A 19,094-nucleotide genomic window follows, 5' to 3' on the forward strand; every position below is an offset into this window, starting at 1 on the left:
GCGCGTGGCGGCGGCCCCCCAAATCACTGGCGGATTACGGGCACACCGAGCCTAAGCGAGGTGCCGAGTGGTGGGGCAAGAGCCCTTTGGTTACTTTGGGGCTTTTCCAAAGTGACCCGCCGTAAGGGCGGACCCCTAGGTGGCCGTTACCGCAGGAATGGATATGTACTCGGTATAACTGCGTCGGCTGTCAGGCCGCCTTCGCAGGCAAGCCAGCTCCCACAAATTGATCGCGGGGCGTCAGGTAGATAGGTGTCGGCTGGCAGGCCGCCATCGCAGGCAAGCCAGCTCCCACAGTTGGATCGCGGGGCGTCAGGTGGATACGCATCGGCTCGCGCCGTAAGCCTCCCGTCAACCCGGCAACGGAATCACCCGCAACGGCCGCACCGACTTGTAGGAAAAGCTCGAATAGATCTCCTTGACACAGGGCAACGTCTGCAAAACCTCGCGGGCAAACTCGCCAAACGATTCCAGGTCTTTGGCCACCACTTCCAGCAAAAAGTCATAGCGCCCCGAGACGTTATGGCACGCCACAATCTCCGGAATCGCCAACAGGCGCTGCTCGAACGCGCGGGCGATTTCCTGGGTGTGGCTTTCCATCATGATGCTGACAAACGCGGTCACCCCATAACCCAGCGCCTTGGGAGAAAGGATCGCCTGGTAGCCACTGATCACCCCGCTCTCCTCCAGGGTGCGCACCCGGCGCCAGCACGGTGAGGTGGTGAGGGCCACCCGCTCTGCCAACTCGGCCACGGTCAGGCGGGCGTTGCCTTGCAACGCGTTTAAAAGGGCTTTGTCCGTACGGTCCAGCTTGATGGGCATAACGTGCCTCTAATCATTATTTTTATCGATGTTTGATCCACAAACGCGGGTTTTTGCAGGCTTTTTCGCAAAGTTCATCTGTGGTTATGAGCATAGCATTGTAGGAAATAAGGAGCGCCCGACATGCACACTCAACACACCAGCTTCGGCTTTTGCACCCGTGCCATTCACCATGGCTATGACCCTGTTGACCATCACGGCGCCCTCGTTCCGCCCATCTACTTGTCTGCCACCTTCGCCTTCCCCACCGTCGAATACGGCGCCGCCTGCTTTGCCGGCGAAGCCAGCGGCCACTTCTATACGCGCATTTCCAACCCCACCCTGGCCCTGCTGGAGTCACGCATGGCCAGCCTGGAAAACGGCGAGGCCGCCGTAGCATTCAGCTCCGGCATGGGCGCGATTGCCGCAACGTTCTGGACCCTGTTGCGCCCGGGCGACGAGATAATCGTCAGCCAGACCCTCTATGGCTGTACCTTCGCCCTGTTGCACCATGGCCTGGGCGAATTCGGTATCAAGGTGCGGCATGTCGACCTGACCGACCTGGCCGCCCTGCAAGCAGCATTCTCCCCGGCCACGCGCATGCTCTACTGCGAGACGCCGGCCAACCCCAACCTGCGCCTGATCGACATCGCCGCCGTGGCCGAGTTGGCCCATCAACAGCCGAATGTCACCGTGGTGGTCGATAACACTTATTGCACGCCCTATCTGCAACGCCCCCTGGAACTGGGTGCCGATGTGGTGGTGCACTCGGCCACCAAATACCTCAGCGGCCACGGCGACATCACCGCAGGTGTTGCGGTGAGCAACCAGGCGCTGGCACAGCGCATCCGCCTGCAAGGGCTCAAGGACCTGACCGGCGCAGTGATGTCACCCCAGGACGCGTCGTTGCTGATGCGCGGCCTCAAGACCCTGGCCCTGCGCATGGACCGTCATTGCAGCAATGCCCAGGCGCTGGCCGAAGCCTTGCAGGCGCACCCGGCCGTGGAGAGTGTGATCTACCCCGGGCTGCGTTCCTTCCCCCAGTACGAACTGGCGACCCGGCAAATGAAACTGCCCGGCGGCATGATTGCCTTTGAACTCAAGGGTGGGATCGAGACGGGCCGGCGCTTTATGAACGCACTGCAACTGTTCACCCGTGCGGTCAGCCTGGGAGATGCCGAATCACTGGCCCAACACCCGGCGAGCATGACCCACTCCACCTACACCCCCGAGCAACTTGCGCAGCACGGTATCAGCGAGGGCCTGGTGCGTTTGTCGGTGGGGCTTGAAGACGTTGCCGACCTGCTGACGGATATCCAACAGGCCCTGGCCAAGTGCAGCGGTGCCAACCTGCGGCCAGCCGCGACAGCGGTTTATGCGATGAAATAGCGCCTCAAGCCGTGCGTTTTGCGGTGCCTGGGCGGCGGTCGGAAGGATCCGACTGCCGTTCTACATGTTTAATGCTTTTTTTTTCGCAGATTGGATCCCCCTCCTTTAGCCAGCCTGTACTAGCATGTCCGCAGCGGGACGCACTATCACTGCAGGTTATTCACATTCGTTACCTTCTTAACCCCCGTCGCTATAAAACCGAACACCTGCACGAAACTCATGGACGAATTGATGAACTCACACCTGTTCCCACAGATAGGCAAGGTCATCGCCAGCACCGGCAGCCGCCATTTTCCACGCATGCTGCATGACCTGATCCTCACCCAACTGGCAGTGGACGCCACCCATATCACCCAATTGCACGTCAGCCGCGAAGGCCTTGGCCGCCGCAAGATCAGCCCGGTGTACACCGATTCGGTGGCGGCCCTGGGCAGCGAGCAACTCGCCGCACAACTGCACCTCACGGGCCGCAAGGACGATGTGCGCTATGTACTGTCGGTGTATCGCTCGCACCCGTCCGACAGCTTTTCCGCGCAAGAACGCAGCATGCTCCAAGACTTCTCCGCGCTGTTGCTGCCCATGGTGGAAAAACACATCACCGCGCTGCAGCCATCGCTCCCAGACAGCCCGTGCGCAGTGCCCCAACATCAGGGCATCGACACCTTGCACCGACGCATTCAGGAGCGCCTGGTGCAATCGGGGCTGACCCTGTCCAACCGTGAACTGCAAGTGTGCGTAGGCCTGCTGGCCGGGCGCACCGCGCCGGAGTTGGCCGAACAACTGGCGTTGAAGGTCAACACCATCGAGAGCTACCTCAAGCGTGCGGCGATCAAGTTGGGGATCAGCGGGCGGCATTCGTTGTTGCGGTGGATGTACTCGACCGAAGACGGCACCCGTTTCTGAGCTCACGCCAATCAAACTGTGGGAGCACGCTCGCTTCTACACGGGGTATTCGGGCAAGCCCAGCTTTCAGCAAAAAAAACCGCCCTTGCGGGCGGTTCAAGAAAACTCGGCCTTGATCAGAAACCGAGGGAGAAACTCACCGTCACGGCGTGGTCTTTGTCGTTGCGCGAGAGTTGGCCGGAATAGCCCAGGCCCAGTCTGCCGTTCTGGCTGATCTGGTAATCCAGGCCCGCTTCCACCACCGCGCTGTCCTTGGCAATCGGCACGCCCTGGGTGCTGAACGAGCCACCGCCATTGATAAAGCTCAGGTCGGCGTCGGGCTTGGTGTCACCGAAGGCATGGCGCCAGCCGATGCTGCCCCGTGGGGTGATTTTCGAGCCGTTGCCCAGGGTGATGGTCTGGCCAATGCGCACGCCCAAGGTCGAGTAGGTGATGTCCTGGTCGGCATCGCCACGCAGGGCTGCCGAGCCGCCTTTTTCCTTGATGGTGTCGCTGTCATAGTTGACGTAGGCCAGGCCGGCGAACGGTTCCAGGGCCACGGTAGGGGTTTGAATCGTGTAGCCGACTTCACCGAACACCTGCGCACTGCGTGCCTTGTAATCGGCTTTGAGGCGTTGGCCTTCGCCACCGACGGCCACGTTGCGTTTGCTTTCAACGTCATGCCAGCTGTACGCCACGCCCATGCGTGCGGCGAAGGCTTCTTGCTGGTAGGCGGTGTAGGCCATCAGGTGGTAGCTGTCCACATCGGCGCTCGAGTTGCGGCGCTTGGCGTCCAGGTCGCTGCGGGTATAGCCGGCGGCCACGCCCACGCGCCAGGCGTCGTCCACTTGCTTGTCGGTACCGAGCAGGAAGCCGCTGAGGTTGCGGTCCAGCTTGGCGCTGTTGCTGTCACCGCCCATGTGGCCCCAGGTGCCGAGCACGCGCATCCAACCGACCATCTCGCCGTGGCAACCGGCGCTGCTCAGGTGGTTTTCGCTGGGTGCCAGGGCATTGCGCGGGTCGTCCTCGCGGTAGCAACCGGGTTGGCGCAGGCGCTCGTTGACCGCATCACGCACGTAACGCGAGTCTTCAAGCATGGCGCTGGCGGTGCTGGCGTGGATTTCGCCGGACAAGCTGTCGAAGGCCGCACGTGCCGCCCCTGCATCACCGTTAAGCAGTGCATTTTGCACCGCTGCGCCACCGACTGCGGTGCCTGTGCCCAACGCCGCCGCTACGCCGCGCTGGTTACCGGTGGCCGCCACGCTGGCGTAGCTGACGTCGTTGCGGCTGACCGCCAGGGCCACTTGGGTTGGGCTGTAGTTCAACGCGGTAGTGAGGAATGCCAGGTTCTCCAGGTTGGTGGTGGCAAAGGTGCCGTTGACCGCGCCCGCCGTCAGCAGGGTGTAGGTGGTGGCGCCGGCATAGGGTGCCAGGTTGACCACATTCAAGGTGCCGCCCAGGTTCGCGGTGCCGCCCACGGCCAGGGAGCCGGTGGTGGATGGGGTGATCACCAGGTTCAGCGCACCGGTGCTGGCGTTGGTGAAGTTGCCGGCAACGGTCAGCTTGCCACCGTCGGGCGTCACCGAGCCGTTGTTGACCAGCGAACCGACACTGCCGTTACCGGTCAGCCCCGCACCGTTGGCCACAGTGACTTGGCCGCCAAGCACCGCGCCTGGGTTGGCCGCGTTACCCACTTGCAACACGCCCTCTTCCACCGCCACGGTGCCACTGAACGGCTGGTTGCCGGTCAGCAACAGCGCGCCTGCGCCTTGCTTGATCAGCGCACCGGTGCCGCTCAAGGTGCCGCTGAACTGGCCATTGGTGCGCTGGGTAAACAACAACCGCGCGTTGTTGAGGATCCTGCCACGCAGGCTGGTGGTGGTGCCCGCCAGCGTACCGCCACTGACGGTGGTGCCGCCGGTGTAGGTATTGGCGCCAGTCAGCAGCAAGGTGCCCGCATCCAGCTTGTTGATGCCGCCGGTTCCCACCAGCGGTGCATCAATCTGAGCGGTCACGCCGGAATTGACGCGCACTGGCGCCAGGCTGCCATCGGCCGCATTGGTCGGGCTCAAGCTACCGCCTGCGCCGGCGACCAGCGTGTAGCCGGCGTCCAGCACTTGCAGTCCAGTGAAGCCTTGGTTGCCAACTACGGTCACGGTGCCGCCCTGCCCGCCAAATACCGCGAACTGATTGGTGGACGCCTGCCCTTGAGTGCCGGTGGGGTCGGTCCAGTTGGTGCCTGGGCCCCAGGTACCACTGCCGCCGGTGATGCTGCCATCGGGGTTGGTGGTGCCGCCGTTCCAGAACTGGATCTGCCCTGGGGTGGTTTGCACCACCAGGTTGAGCTGGTTGGCCAGCGCCGTTTGCAGGCTCAGGTTACCCAGTGCCACCGGCAAGGTGCCAAAGGTGAGGCCGTTATCGGTCAAGCTGCCGCCGTAGCGGAACAGCTGGTACACGCCGACACCGAAGCCGCCGGTATCGCTGACGTTGAGGGTGCCGTCCAGGGTCAGGTTGCCCGCCACGTTCACCGCTGTACTGGAGGCACCCGGCGCACCGAGGGCGAAGTCCAGGGTGGTGCCCGATGACAAGGCCAGCGAACCCACCGACAGCGGCGTCGCGGCACCGGCCTGGAGCACCGAGCCGTCAGCCATGTTCACCGCACCGCCCAGGGTACCGCTGCCGCCGAGGGTCGCGCCGCTGGCGACTTGCACTGCGGCGCTGTTCAAGGTGCCGTTGACCAGCAGGCTGCCGGTGTTGACGTTGGTGTTGCCGGTAAAGGTGTTGTTGCCGCTGAGCAACAACGCGCCGGTGCCGGTTTTGTTCAACACACCGGTACCGGTGAGGTTGCCGGTGTAGGTGCCGTCGATGGCTTGCTCAAAGGTCAACGCCGCGTTGTTGGCGATAGCGCCTTGCAGGCTGGTGGTGTTGCCCGTAGTGCTGCCGCCGTTGAGCGTGGTACCGCCGCTGTAGGTGTTGGCCGCGGTCAGCAACAAGTCGCCGTTGCCATTTTTCACCAGGCCGCCGCTGCCGCTGGCCACGCCGTTGAGGGCCAGGTCGTGGCTGCCGGCCAGGGTCAGCGCGCCACCCAGGTTGAGGGTATTGGCCAGTTGCAGGTCGGTGCTGCCATCCAGTTGCGCCGCGCCGCCGACCGTCAAGGCACCACTGCCCAGGGCAGCATTATTGCCAAGGATCAATTGACCGGCGTTCAGGCCAGTGCCGCCGCTGTAGCTGTTGACGCCATTGAGTGTCAGCGCTGCCGCACCGTTTTTCACCAGGCTGCCGCTGCCGCTGACAACCCCATCAAGGGTCAGCGCGTTGCTGCCTGCCACCGCCAAGGCACCGTTGAGCACGGCCGCATTGGCCAGGCTGACCGCCGCGTTGCTGTCCAGGGTAGTACCACCGGCCGCCGTCAGAGCGCCTGTGCCCAGGGCACTGTTATTACCCACCACCAGGGTGCCGCCATTGAGCGCGGTACCGCCGGTGTAGCCATTATTGCCGTTGAGTACCAGGGTGCCGCTGTCGAGCTTGGCCAGGGTGCCAGCGCCGTTGAGGGTCACGCCCAGGGTCGCGGTGGCGTTGGGGTCGACGCGTACCGCGGTGTTGCCGGTGCCGCCATTGACCAGGTTGAGCACGCCCGCCGTGCCGGAGCCCAGGGTGTAGCCATCAGTGACGAACTGCATGCCGGTGATGTTTTGCGTACCGTCCACCGTCACGTTGCCCGCCACGCCTTGGAACACCGCGAAGCTGTTGGCCCAGCCTTGGTTAAGGGTGCCGTCGACATTGGTCCAGTTGGTATTGCCGGCGTTCCAGGTGCCGTTGCCGCCGTCAATCGCACCGTTGCCGATCAGGCTGTTGCCATCCCAGAACTGCACGGTGGTGTTGGGCGCAGTCACCAGCAGGTTGACCTTGTTGGTGATCGCGGTCTGCACTTGCAGGTCGCCCGGCACCACGCTGCCTGGCAGTGTGCCAAGAGCCAGGCCGTTATCGGTCAAGGCCCCGGTGTAGTTGATAAGGTTGTAGACGCCGCTGCCAAAGCCGCCGATATCAGTGACATTGAGGTTGCCGTCCAGGGTCAGATTGCCGCCGACATTCAGCAGGCCTGTGCCGCCACCCAGCACCGGAGTGCCGAGACCGACATCCAGGTTCGAGTTGCCACCCAGCACCAACGAGCCCACCGACAGCGTGCTGCCGGTGGCCAAGCCGATGTGCCCACCGTCGGCCACGGTCACCGCGCCGGCCAATGAGCCGCTGCCGGCCAGGGTTGCGCCGCTGTTCACCGCCACTGTGCCGCTGGCCAGTGAACCGGTGACATTCAAGGTGCCGCCGTTGACGTTGGCCGCGCCGCTGATGGCATTGGTGCCGCTCAGGTTGAGCACCCCGCTGCCGTTTTTATCCAGGTTGCCGGCACCGTTGAGCGCACCGCCAAAGCTGTTATCCAGGTTGCTGCCACCCACCGCCAGCGTGTTGCCGCCAGCCACCTGTACCACGCCGTTGCCGGCCAGGCTGTTGAGGTTGGCGTTGCCACCCAGGTTGAGGCTGGCGCCGCTGCCGACAGTGACGCCGGAGGTGGTGCCTAGCGCACCATTACCCGTCGTGGTCACGCTGCCCGCCGCCACGGTCAGTGGGCCGCTGAAGCTGTTGTTGCCGGTCAGCAGCAGGTCCGCCGCGCCATTCTTGATCAGCGCTGCATTGCCAGCGAGTACACCGGCCAGGGTCAGGTTGTTGCTGCCTGCGACAGTGAGGTCGCCATTGAGGTTGACCGCATTGGCCAACACCAACGGCGTGCTGTTGGCCAGGGTCGCCGTACCGCCGACGGTCAATGCGCCCGAGCCCAGGGCCGTGGTGCTGCCGACGGTCAGCGTGCCGGCATTGAGGGCCGTGCCGCCGCTGTAGGTATTGGTGCCGTTGAGGGTCAGGTTGGCGCCACCGGCCTTGGTCAACGAACCACTGCCGTCCACTACACCGTTGAGGCTCAGATCGTTGCTGCCGCCGACGGTGAGCGCGGCGTTCAGGCTGGTGTTATTGGCCAGGGCCAACGCCGTGTTGGTGTCCAGGGTGGTTGCCCCATTGACCGCCAAGGCACCGCTGCCCAGGGCTGACGCATTGCCTAGGGTCAAGGAACCGGCATTCAATTGCGTGCCACCCAGGTAGGCATTGGCACCGTTGAGCGTCAGGTTGCCCGCACCGGTTTTGGTCAGCCCACCGCTACCGCTGACCAAGCCGTTCAGGCTCAGGTCGGCGGTGCCCAGAATGCCCAGGTTGCCGGCCAGATTCACCGTGTTGGCCAGGGCGACCGCCGTGCTGCTGTCGAGGGTGGTGCCGGCGGCCGCGTTCAGGGCACCACTGCCCAGGGCCGAATTGGAGGCCAGGATCAGGCCGCCTGCGTTGAGTGCGGTTGGGCCAGCATAGGTGTTGTTGCCACTGAGGGTCAGGTTGGCGATGCCATTCTTGATCAGGCTGCCCGTGCCCGCCACCGTGCCGGCCAGGGTCAGGGCATTGCTGCCGCCGAGGGTGAGGCTGCCGTTGACGTTGAGTGCATTGGCCAGGCTGACCGCGGTGTTGCTGTCCAGGGTGGTGCCGTTGGCGGTGGTCAAGAGGCCGCTGCCCAGGGCACTGTTATTGCCGACCACCAGGGTGCCGCCATCCAGGGCAGTGCCGCCGGTGTAGCTGTTGGCGCCGTTGAGCACCAGGGTGCCGGTGTCGAGCTTGGCCAGGGTGCCGCCGCCGTTAAGCGCCACGCCCAAGGTGGCAGTGACGCCTGGATCGACACGTACGGCGGTGTTGCCGCCCACGCCATTGAACAGGGTCAGGGCGCCCGCTGCCCCGCCGGCCAGGTTGTAGCCATCGGTGACGAACTGCAAACCAGTGATGGCTTGCGCGCCGTCAACCGTGACGGTGCCCGCCGTGCCTTGGAACACGGCAAAGCTGTTGGGCGTCCAGGCTGTATTGAATGCACCATTGACGCCGGTCCATTGGCTGCCGCCTGCACTCCAGGTGCCGCTGCCGCCTTCGATGGTGCCATTGCCCGTGGTTTGGCTGCCGTCCCAGAACTGCACGTTGGTGCTGCCGTTGACCAGCAGGTTGATCTGGTTGCCGATCGCGGTTTGCAGGTCCAGGTCGCTGGCCGGGATGTTCACCGGCAGGCTGCCCAGCAGCAGGCCGTTGTTGGTCAGGCCGCCGGTGTAGTCGATCAGGCGGTAGATACCCGCACCGAAGCCGCCGATATCGGTGACGTTGAGGGTGCCGTCCAGGGTCAGGTTGCCGTTGACCTGCACCAGCGCGGTGCCGCCCGTCGCGGGCGCGCCGAGGCCCGCATCCAGGTTGGAGTTGGCATTGAGCAGCAGCGAACCGGTGGTCAGGGTCGCGCCGGAATTGACGGCCAGGTGGCCGCCGTCGGCGATGCTCACGTTGCCCAACAAAGTACCGGTACCACCGAGGGTGGCACCACTGCCCACCGCCACGTTGGCGCTGGCCAGGGAACCATTGACGAGCAAGCTGCCGGCGTTGACCTGGGCGTCCCCGGTCACCACGCTGAGGCCACCGAGGGTCAAGGCGCCTGTGCCGTCTTTGGCCAGGTTGCCGAGGCCTGCCACGACGCCGTTGAAGGTGCTGTCCAGATTATTGTTGCCGACGCTCAAGGTGCTGCCGGCCCCTACGGTTGCAAGCCCGGTACCCGTGAGGGCGCCCAGGCTGGCGCTGCCGCCCAGGTTCAGGGCAGTACCGCTCGCCAGGTTGACCCCGGCGCCGACACCCAGTGCTCCGTTGCCCAGCGTGGTGAGGCTGCCCGATTGCACATCGAACAGGCCGTTGAAGGTGTTAGTGCCGGTCAGGCTCACATCCGCCGTGCCGGTTTTGACCAGGCTGCCGCTGCCGGCCAGCACGCCGGCCAGGGTCAGGTTGTTGTTGAGACCGCCCACGGTCAGCCCAGCGTTGAGGTTGACCGCATTGGCCAATACCAGCGGTGTGCTGTTGGCCAGAGTAGCTGCACCGTTTACGTTCAAGGCGCCGGTACCCAGGGCTGCTGCCGTGCCCAGGGTCAGCGTGCCGGCGTTGAGGCTGGTGCCGCCTTGGAAGGTGTTGACGCCATTGAGGGTCAGGTTGGCCGCGCCGTCTTTGCTCAGGCCAGCCGTGCCGGTGACCAGGCCACCCAGGGTCAGGTCGTTGCTGCCGGTGACGGCGAGGTTGGCGTCAAGCACGACGCCATTGCCCACACTCAGCGCTGCCGTGTTATCCAGGGTCGCCGCGCCGCCAACGGTGAGGTTGCCCAGGCCAAGGGCGGTGGCGCTGCCCAAGGTCAGCGTACCGGCGTTCAGGGTGGTGCCACCCAGGTAGGCGTTGGCGCCGCTGAGGATCAGATTGGCCGTGCCCTCCTTGGTCAGGCTGCCTGCACCGTTGATTGCGCCGCCGAGGGTCAGGTCAGCGGTGCCGCCGATGCCCAGGTTGCCCGCCAGATTGATCGCGTTGGTGGTGGCGACCGCCGTGCTGGCGTCCAAGGTGGTACCGCCTGCGGCGTTCAACACGCCCGCGCCCAGCGCCGTATTGCTGGCCAGGATCAGCCCGCCTGCGTTCAAGGCCACGGGACCCAGGAAGGTATTGGTGCCGCCGAGTGACAGGCCTGCCGTGCCATTCTTGGCCAGGCCACCGGTGCCGCTGATGGCGCCATTGAGCGCCAATGCGTTGCTGCCGCCGACCGTCAGGCTGCCGTTGAGTACGGCATTATTGCCCAGGGTTACGGAGACGTTGCTGTCCAGGGTGGTGCCCGCCGCAGCGGTCAGCGTGCCAGTGCCCAGCGCGGTGTTGCTGCCGACCACCAACGTGCCGCCATTGAGCAAGGTGCCGCCGGTGTAGCTGTTGGCGCCATTGAGCACCAGCGTGCCGGTATCGAGTTTGTTCAGCACGCCCGCGCCGGTGATATCGACGCCGAGGGTGGCAGTCGCCAGTGGGTCGACGCGCACCGCGAAGTTGCCGCTGCCGGTGCTCAACTGCCCACCGGTGCCATTGACCAGGCTGTAGCCATCGGTGACGAATTGCAGACCGGTGATGGTTTGTACGCCATCCACGCTGACAGTGCCTGCAGCACCTTGGAACACCGCAAAGCCACCGCCCCAGGTCTGGTTGGAAAGGCCGTCGGCCGAGGTCCAGTTGGTGCCCCCCGCTGTCCAGGTGCCGTTGCCACCGTCAACAGTGCCGTTGGCGAGGATGTTGCTGCCGTCCCAGAAACGAATATTCGGCGCCGCTACCACCAGGTTGACCTGGCTGCCCACTGAGGTCTGTATCAGCAGATCACCCAGGCCATAACCCAGCGGCACCGTGTTGACGTTCAATGCACCGGTCAAGCCGCCGGTGTAGTTGATCAAGCGATACACGCCAGCGCCAAAGCCACCGGCATCGCTCACATTAAGGTCGCCGGCCAGATTCACGTTGCCACCGACATTCATCAGCGAGGTCAGCGACGGTGCGCCAAGCGCCACATCCAGACTGGCCCCGGCACTCATGTTCAGGCCAGCGGCCGACAAGGTCGTGCCACTGCCCAGCGCCAGGTGCCCGCCGTTGTTGATATTCGCCGTACCCAATAGCGAGCCACTGCCGGTGAGGGTGCCGCCGGTATTCACGTTGACCGACGCGCTGCCCAGAGAACCATCGACATCCAGAGTGCCCGCGTTGATCGCCGTGTTACCGGTGATGCCATTGATTCCGTTGAGCGTGAGCGTGCCGGTACCCACTTTAATCAAGCTGCCCGCGCCGCTGAGGTCACCGTCAAAAGTACTGCTGGTGTTCACCCCTCCCACGGTGAGATTCAAACCGCCGCCGACTGCCACGCCACCCGCACCGCTGAGGCCGGCCAGGCTGGAATCGACGCCCAGGTTCAGTGCGGCGCCGGTGCTGACATTGACGCCAGAGGTGTTGCCCAATGCACCGGCGCTGCCGGTGGTGACGCTGCCGGAGACAATATTCAATGGCCCGGTAAACGTGTTGTTGCCGCTCAAGGTCAGGTCAGCCAAGCCATTTTTGATCAGCGCACTGGCGCCGCTGAGCACGCCGCTGAGGTTCAGGTCATTGTTGCCCGCGAGCGTCAGGTCGCCATTCAAGGCAATCCCGTTGCCCAGGGTAAGGGCCGCACTGTTATCCAGGGTTGCCGCACCGCCGACCGTCAAGGGGCCTGCGCCCAATGCGCCTGCCGTGCCCAAGGTCAACGTACCGGCGTTGAGGCTGGTGCCACCGGTGAACGTGTTGGTGCCGTTAAGGATCAGGTTGGCCAGGCCATCCTTGATCAGCGCACCCGCGCCGCTGACCACACCGCCCAGGGTCAGCCCATTGGTGCCGCCGACGGTCAGCCCGGCGTTGAGGGCAATACCATTGCCCAACGCCACCGCCGAGGTGCTGTCCAGGGTTGCGGCGCCGCCGACGGTCAAGTTGCCCAGGCCAAGCGCCGTGTTGCTGCCGACGGTCAGCGTGCCGGCATTCAGCGTGGTGCCACCCAGGAAGTTATTGCTGCCGCTCAGTGTCAGGCCGGCTGTGCCGTTCTTGGTCAGGCTGCCTGCACCGTTGACTGTGCCGCCCAGGGTCAGGTTGGCGCTGCCACCGATTCCAAGGTTACCGGCCAGGTTGATCGCGTTAGTCAGCGTGGCACTGGTGCTGGCGTCCAGGGTCGTGCCTGCAGCTGCATTCAACGTACCCGCACCCAAGGCACCGGTAGCGCCAATCACCAGCTTGCCGCTGTTGAGTGCCGTGTTGCCCAGGTAAGTGTTCGCTTGATTGAGGAGCAGATCCGCCGGGCCGTTCTTGATCAACCCACCAAGGCCCGCCACCACACCGCCAAGGGTCAGCGCGTTGCTGCCGCCAAGGGTCAGGTTACCGCCCAGGTTGAGGTTATTGCCCAGGCTCACTGCTGCACTGGCATCCAACGTGGTACCCGCCGAGGCGTTCAACACACTGGCGCCGAGCGCAGTATTGGAGCCCACCACCAGCGAACCGGCGTTGAGGGCCGTGGCGCCGGTGTAAGTATTGTTGCCCGTAAGCGCCAGGCTCGATACGCCCTCCTTGATCAACCCGGAACCACCGCTGACAACCCCGCCAAGGGTCAGCGGGTTCACGCCGTCCACGGTCAGATTGGCGTTCAAGGCGATTGCATTGCTGGTGGTCAAGGCTGCATTGCTCTGCAACGTACTCGCACCCGCAACGGTCAAGGCACCGGTACCTAGCGCCGCGGCATTGCCCAATGTAAGCGTGCCGGCGTTCAAGGTGGTACCACCCTGGAAGGTGTTGGTGCCACTGAGGATCAATTCGCCGGTACCCGCTTTGCTCACACCCGCGGCGCCCGAGATCACACCACTCAGGGTCAACCCGGTCGAGGCGCCCTGTACCGTTAAACCACCGGTACCCAGGGTCATCAGGTTGGCCAGTGTCAGGCCGTTGCCGGTGGCCTCGATAGCGCCGCCGTTGGACGTGAGCACACCGCTGCCAAATGTCGCGTTGTTATTGAATTGCGCCACACCGCCATTGAGCGTAGTGCTGCCGCTGACCAACGGCCCCTGCAACGTCCAGGTGCCACTATTGATGGCCAGGTTGTTGAAGTTGACATAGTTGGCGCTTGAAGCCGTGCCGGTGCCTGTACTGCCACCACCGACGCCCGTCGTGTTTTCAAGGATCAGCGAGTTGCTGCCGCCTGCGCCGCCGTCCACCTGGCCGGTGGGGGCGAACGTCAGGTTCACGCCGATCAGTCCGCCAAGGCTTAAGCCGAGGCCGCCGCCGTTGGTCACTTGCGAGCCCGTGACTGCCGTAAAGGTGTTGGTACTGGCGGCCCCCATCGACACACCGCCAGAGATAGTGCCGGTGTTGCGGAACGTGTTCCCTGTAGTGGAGCTCTCGAACGCCACGCGCCCGGTCAGGGTGCCGTTATTCGTCATATTGACCTGCCCGCCACCCTGTACCGCCACCACCGGGGTGTCGGAGGAAAGCAGCGAAAGGCCGAGCAAGAAAGACGAACCAATGGTGCCGTCGTTGACAATCGTGGTGGTGCCGCCTACGCCGTTGGTGGCATTGAGTGCCATGCCGCCCAGCGAGGCCAGGTTCAACCCAAGCAGCGCGCCGGTACCGTTAATAACGCCGGTGGCCGCGTTGGTGATGTTCAGCGCATTGGCTGTCGAGTTGCCGATCACCACACCACCGCTCAGGGCTGAAACCAACCCAAGTACTGCCGGGTCAATGGTGCCGGCGTTGTTCAATGTCGTGTTGTTGCCCGTCAGGCTCAGCGCGACACCACCCACCAATGTATTGAGCTTCGTCCCGGCGGTGACGTTGACCGTGAGGGTGTTGACAGCGCTGTTGAAGGTGTTGGGAATCAGCAGCAATGTCGGCACACCCGTACAGGTCACCGTCGCTCCAGCGGTGGGACTCGCCGGGCTACAGGCGGCGAACACATCCGGGCTCGCCAGCCCCATCACCAGCCCGGCCACGCCCAGGCGGATCGCAAGAGAAAGCGCAGAAATACGAGGTAAAGCGGCAGTCGCAAGTCTTCTATCCACGTTCTACTCCTTGTGGTCCAAGCCTTTCATCCGTGACTGCGTGCACGCCTTGTTTCAACGATCCACACGCATCGAATTCGAAACACCTGACCGTGGTGACTACTGGTTCAGTTTTTCGAAACGTTAGTAGACCTGCGCGAAAGCCATTGAATTAAATGGTATTAATACTTTCGTAAAACCGGTGTAAGAATGGGATGAGCGCCAACATCCATTGACTGTCGCGTCAAAAATACAAGTTTCCAAATGTGAAAAAGCGCTCTAATAGCGCCCTATCCTCCCCACCGTAGGAGCGAGCCTGCTCGCGAAAATCCTCAACGATGACGCGACAAACCAGACACAACGCGGTGCCCTTGCGTTCTTCGCAAGCAAGCTCGCTCCTACCGTTGACCGATGCAAATGCTGGAGTTCGTAATGCCCCATGAAGGCAACCTGTTACAAGCAGCCGTGGTGTTCCTGTTCGCCGCCGTGCTGACCGTGCCCCTGGCCAAGCGCCTGCAATTGGGCGCGGTGCTGGGCTATCTGTTTGCCGGTGTGATCATCGGCCCGTCTGTTCTCGGCCTGATCGGCAACCCGCAAAGCGTGGCGCAGTTCTCTGAACTGGGCGTGGTGCTGTTGCTGTTCATCATCGGCCTGGAGCTGTCGCCCAAACGTTTGTGGGTGATGCGCAAGGCGGTGTTCGGCGTCGGCCTGGCCCAGGTCCTGCTCACCGGCGTGGTGATGGGCGCGGTCGCGCTATGGCTGTTTGGCCAGTCGTGGAACAGCGCCATCGTGCTGGGCCTGGGCCTGGCGCTGTCGTCTACGGCGTTTGGCCTGCAAAGCCTGGCCGAACGCAAGGAACTCAACCAACCCCACGGGCGCCTGGCCTTTGCCATCCTGTTGTTCCAGGACATCGCCGCCATCCCGCTGATCGCCATGGTGCCGTTGCTGGCCGGCAGCGATCATCCGACCACCGAGGCCCAAGGCCTGCAACATGTGCTGCAGATCCTGGGCAGCATCGCCGTGGTGATCATCGGCGGGCGCTACCTGTTGCGCCCGGTGTTTCGCATTGTCGCCAAGACCGGCCTGCGCGAAGTGTCCACCGCCACCGCGTTGCTGGTGGTGATCGGCACCGCCTGGCTGATGGAGTTGGTGGGCGTGTCCATGGCCTTGGGGGCCTTCCTCGCCGGCCTGCTGCTGGCGGATTCGGAATACCGCCACGAACTGGAGTCCCAGATCGAGCCGTTCAAGGGTCTGCTGCTGGGCCTGTTTTTTATCAGCGTGGGCATGGGCGCCAACCTCAGTCTGCTGCTCAGCACACCGCTGGTGGTGATCGGCCTGACCCTGCTGCTGATCGGCTTGAAGCTGCCGCTGCTGTACGCCGTCGGGCGGATGGTGGGCGACCTCAACCGCGAAAGCGCTTTACGCCTGGGCGTGGTGCTGGCGGCGGGGGGTGAGTTCGCCTTTGTGGTGTTCAAGATCGGCCGCGACCAGGGCCTGTTCGAACCGCAGTTGTACGACGTGCTGGTGCTCACCATCACGCTGTCCATGGCCGTGACCCCGCTGCTGTTGCTGGTGTGCCCGAAGCTGTTCAAGCCCAAGGTCAAGCCGGTGGAAGTACCCGAGGAATACCGCGCCATCGAAAGCGATGCGCCCCGCGTGGTCATCGCCGGCATGGGCCGTATGGGCCAGATCGTGGCGCGCATCCTGCGCGCGCAGAACATCTCGTTCATCGCCCTCGACACCTCGGTGGAAACCATCGAGCTGACCCGCAGTTTCGGCGGTATGCCGGTGTTCTACGGCGACCCCCAGCGCCCGGAAATCCTCCACGCGGCCAAAGTCGATCAGGCGGAATTCTTCGTGATCGCCATGGACGACCCAGAGATCAACATCAAGACCGCCGAGTTGGTGCGCAACCTCTACCCGCACATGAAGATCATCGCCCGTGCGCGCAACCGCCAGCACGTACACCGCCTGGTGGACCTGGACGCTTCACCGGTGCGTGAAACCTTCTACTCCAGCCTGGAAATGAGCCGCCGTACCCTGGTCGGCCTCGGTTTGAGCCAGGCCCAGGCCGATGCGCGCATCAACCGCTTCAAGACCCACGACCAGCAGGTACTCGCCGCCCAACACGCGGTGTACGACGACGCGGCCAAGGTCATGCAAACCGCCCAGGAAGCCCGTGCGGAACTGGCGCGCCTGTTTGAAATGGACAGGCTTGAGGAAGAGTCTTCCGACAAAGTGTGACGGGGCCGATGAACGAGATTGCGAATTTTCTGACAGAATACGCCGCAATTTCGTTCATCCCCGGAGTGCTTCATGGCCACGTTCACCAAGACCGCAATGCTGCTGGCCCTCGCGCTCACCGCCGGCAGCGTATTCGCTGCTGCCAAGCCCACCACCCAGACCATCTCCACCTTGGGTGGCAAGTTCACCTTCAAACTGCCCAAGGCCTACAGCGCCGACACCCTGCCCTCCGGCACGGCGCAAGACGGCACCGCTGACACCCAAGGCACCCTGTACGCCAACTCGACGACGAAAAGTGTGGTGATCGTCGCCGAAACCGTGCGCAACGATGGGGCAACTATCCAGGATAACGACCCGCAGTTCCTAGACGGCGCCGTGGCCGATTTCGTCAAGGACCAGAGCGCTGCCCTGCCTGACTTCAAGAAACTGGGCGAGAAGAAACTCACCTACAAGGGCCTGGGCCTGCGCCAAGTGGACAGCAGCGCCACCCAAGGTGGTGGCAAGACCTTGAACTCCACATTCCTGGGTGGTTCGGGCAACCATTTGCTGGTGATTCAGGCCATTTCCCGGGCGGATGATGTGAAGGGGCATGCGCAGTTGGTGAAGCAGATTACAGGCGGCAAATGACCCTCCTCTTTACAGCCAACACAAAACCCATGTGGGAGCGGGCTTGCCCGCGATAGCGGTGTGTCAGTCACTCACTCTTTTACTGAGCCACCGCTATCGCAGGCAAGCCAGCTCCCACATTTTCAAGCGCATTTCACTTCAGGCTTTTCTCAAGCCAGGCTTTTAAGTCCTGGATTTCCGCTTCGCTGATGGTGTGATTCATCCCCGGGTACTCATGAAACTCCGGCTTGAGCCCCAACCCTGTCAGCACCTTGTTCGCCTGCGTGGCCGAGCTGAAGGGCAGCGCCTGGTCCAAGGTGCCATGGCCGATAAAGATCGCCAGCTTGCCCATGGACGCATCCGGTTTCAGCGCAGACCTGAGCCCCGGTAGCACGCTGCCACTGAGTGCGGCGATACCGCGCACCCACTCGGGTTCACGCAAGGCCACCTCGTAAGACATGATCGCGCCCTGGCTGAACCCCACCAGGAACACCCGATCACTTTGGGTGTGGTACTTGGCGGTGGCCTTGAGCACAAAGTCCTTGATCAGCCGGGCGCTGCTGAACAATTCATCGGTCTCGCCGTTGTACTCAGGCTCATCGGTCTTGGTAAACCAACGATAACCCTGCGGCTCTACCGGCAGCGGCGCACGTACTGACAGGTAGGTCCAGGTAGATGGCAACGCGTCCTTGATGCCAAACAAATCTTCCTCGTTGCTGCCAAACCCATGCAGGAAGATCACCAACGGCTGGTTGCGTGCGTCGCCCTGGGTCTGCTCCAGGTAGGACAACGGCAAGTCGGTGTGCAAGCCGGTGTCGGCATGAGCGGCGCCGGCCACCAGGGCCAAGGCGAGGGCAAGCTGTTTGAGCATCGGGTTTACCTCAGGGTTTGCGCAGCAAATAGGTGTCCATGATCCAGCCGTTTTCCAGGCGCGCCGCCTTGCGTACCCGTTCGATCTCTTCTGCCACGTGCGCCACTTTACCGCTGATCAGGATCTCGTCCGGCGTGCCCAGGTAGGCGCCCCAGTAAATATCCAGGTCCTGATCCGCTACGCTGCGGTAGGAATCTTCGGCGTCGAGCATCACCACCAGGGTATCGGCATCACTCGCCTGTCCCGCCGCCAGCCGTCGCCCAGTGGTGATTTCGATGGACTTGCCGATACGGTTGAGCGGCACCTTATGCTGCGCCGCCAGGGCCTGCACGCTGGTGATACCGGGGATCACTTCAAACTCGAACACACAGCGACCGCTGGCAAGAATCGCCTGCAAGATACGAATGGTGCTGTCGTACAGCGCCGGGTCGCCCCAGGCCAAAAACGCCCCGACTTCGCCGTCGGCCATTTCTTCGTTGATCATGCGTTCGAAGGTCTGCTGCTTATCGCGGTTGAGGTCTTGCACGGCGGTGGTGTAGTCGATTTCACCACGCACCCGCTCCGGGCAATCGGCCTCGACAAAACGGTAGCCGGGTTCGGTGATGTAGGTGTCGCAGATTTCCCGGCGCAGGTCGATCAGCTTGTCCTTGCTCTGGCCCTTGTCCATCAGGAAGAACACGTTGGTACGGTTCAGCGCCTTCACGGCCTGCATCGTGATGTAGTCAGGGTTGCCGGCGCCAATGCCGATGATCAGGATGCGTTTCATGGGGTGCTCTCAGTGCGGGGCGTTGATTTTG

The 19,094-nt window shown here is 63.4% G+C and carries 8 protein-coding genes and 1 pseudogene; 5 read left to right on the plus strand and 4 right to left on the minus strand.

What is annotated here, in order from left to right; genetic code table 11:
- Positions 1 to 351: 351 nt before the first annotated feature.
- A complete protein-coding gene (locus tag BOP96_RS24430) occupies positions 352 to 822 on the minus strand; it encodes an Lrp/AsnC family transcriptional regulator (protein ID WP_014718112.1) in 471 nt (156 codons plus the stop codon).
- 123 nt (positions 823 to 945) lie between these two features.
- Between BOP96_RS24430 and BOP96_RS24435 the strand changes: the two genes are divergently transcribed.
- Together BOP96_RS24435 and BOP96_RS24440 are read left to right on the plus strand one after the other, a co-directional pair.
- A complete protein-coding gene (locus tag BOP96_RS24435) occupies positions 946 to 2,190 on the plus strand; it encodes a methionine gamma-lyase (RefSeq protein ID WP_073454248.1) in 1,245 nt (414 codons plus the stop codon).
- A 231-nt stretch (positions 2,191 to 2,421) separates the two neighbouring features.
- Positions 2,422 to 3,093, plus strand: coding sequence for a helix-turn-helix domain-containing protein (locus BOP96_RS24440; RefSeq protein WP_072435738.1), 672 nt, complete (start codon positions 2,422 to 2,424; stop codon positions 3,091 to 3,093).
- A gap of 116 nt (positions 3,094 to 3,209) precedes the next feature.
- Here the strand turns inward: BOP96_RS24440 and BOP96_RS24445 are convergent, their stop codons facing one another.
- Positions 3,210 to 14,597, minus strand: a complete 11,388-nt coding sequence (locus BOP96_RS24445) for an autotransporter-associated beta strand repeat-containing protein (protein ID WP_073454249.1) — start codon at positions 14,595 to 14,597, stop codon at positions 3,210 to 3,212.
- 271 nt (positions 14,598 to 14,868) lie between these two features.
- On the opposite strand from BOP96_RS24445, the pseudogene BOP96_RS30795 reads away from it, so the two are divergent.
- From BOP96_RS30795 to BOP96_RS24455, 3 genes and pseudogenes are all read left to right on the plus strand, one after another.
- Positions 14,869 to 14,982 (plus strand): annotated as a pseudogene (locus BOP96_RS30795) (outer membrane lipoprotein carrier protein LolA); the annotation flags it as partial.
- Between the two features lie 26 nt (positions 14,983 to 15,008).
- Entirely contained in the window at positions 15,009 to 16,820 is a 1,812-nt protein-coding gene (locus BOP96_RS24450) for a monovalent cation:proton antiporter-2 (CPA2) family protein (RefSeq protein ID WP_019817299.1), read from the plus strand.
- Between the two features lie 72 nt (positions 16,821 to 16,892).
- A complete protein-coding gene (locus tag BOP96_RS24455; protein WP_014718107.1) occupies positions 16,893 to 17,447 on the plus strand; it encodes a hypothetical protein in 555 nt (184 codons plus the stop codon).
- Between the two features lie 133 nt (positions 17,448 to 17,580).
- Here BOP96_RS24455 and BOP96_RS24460 read toward each other — a convergent pair whose 3' ends face one another.
- Together BOP96_RS24460 and cobF are read right to left on the minus strand one after the other, a co-directional pair.
- Positions 17,581 to 18,297: an alpha/beta hydrolase gene (locus BOP96_RS24460; protein WP_020303169.1), complete on the minus strand. Its 717-nt coding sequence runs from the start codon at positions 18,295 to 18,297 to the stop codon at positions 17,581 to 17,583.
- A 10-nt stretch (positions 18,298 to 18,307) separates the two neighbouring features.
- Complete coding sequence (cobF, locus tag BOP96_RS24465; protein ID WP_073454251.1) at positions 18,308 to 19,063, minus strand: precorrin-6A synthase (deacetylating); 756 nt, start codon at positions 19,061 to 19,063, stop codon at positions 18,308 to 18,310.
- Positions 19,064 to 19,094 lie beyond the last annotated feature (31 nt).

The organism is Pseudomonas sp. FSL W5-0203, assembly GCF_001896155.1.
Lineage (GTDB): Bacteria > Pseudomonadota > Gammaproteobacteria > Pseudomonadales > Pseudomonadaceae > Aquipseudomonas > Aquipseudomonas paracarnis.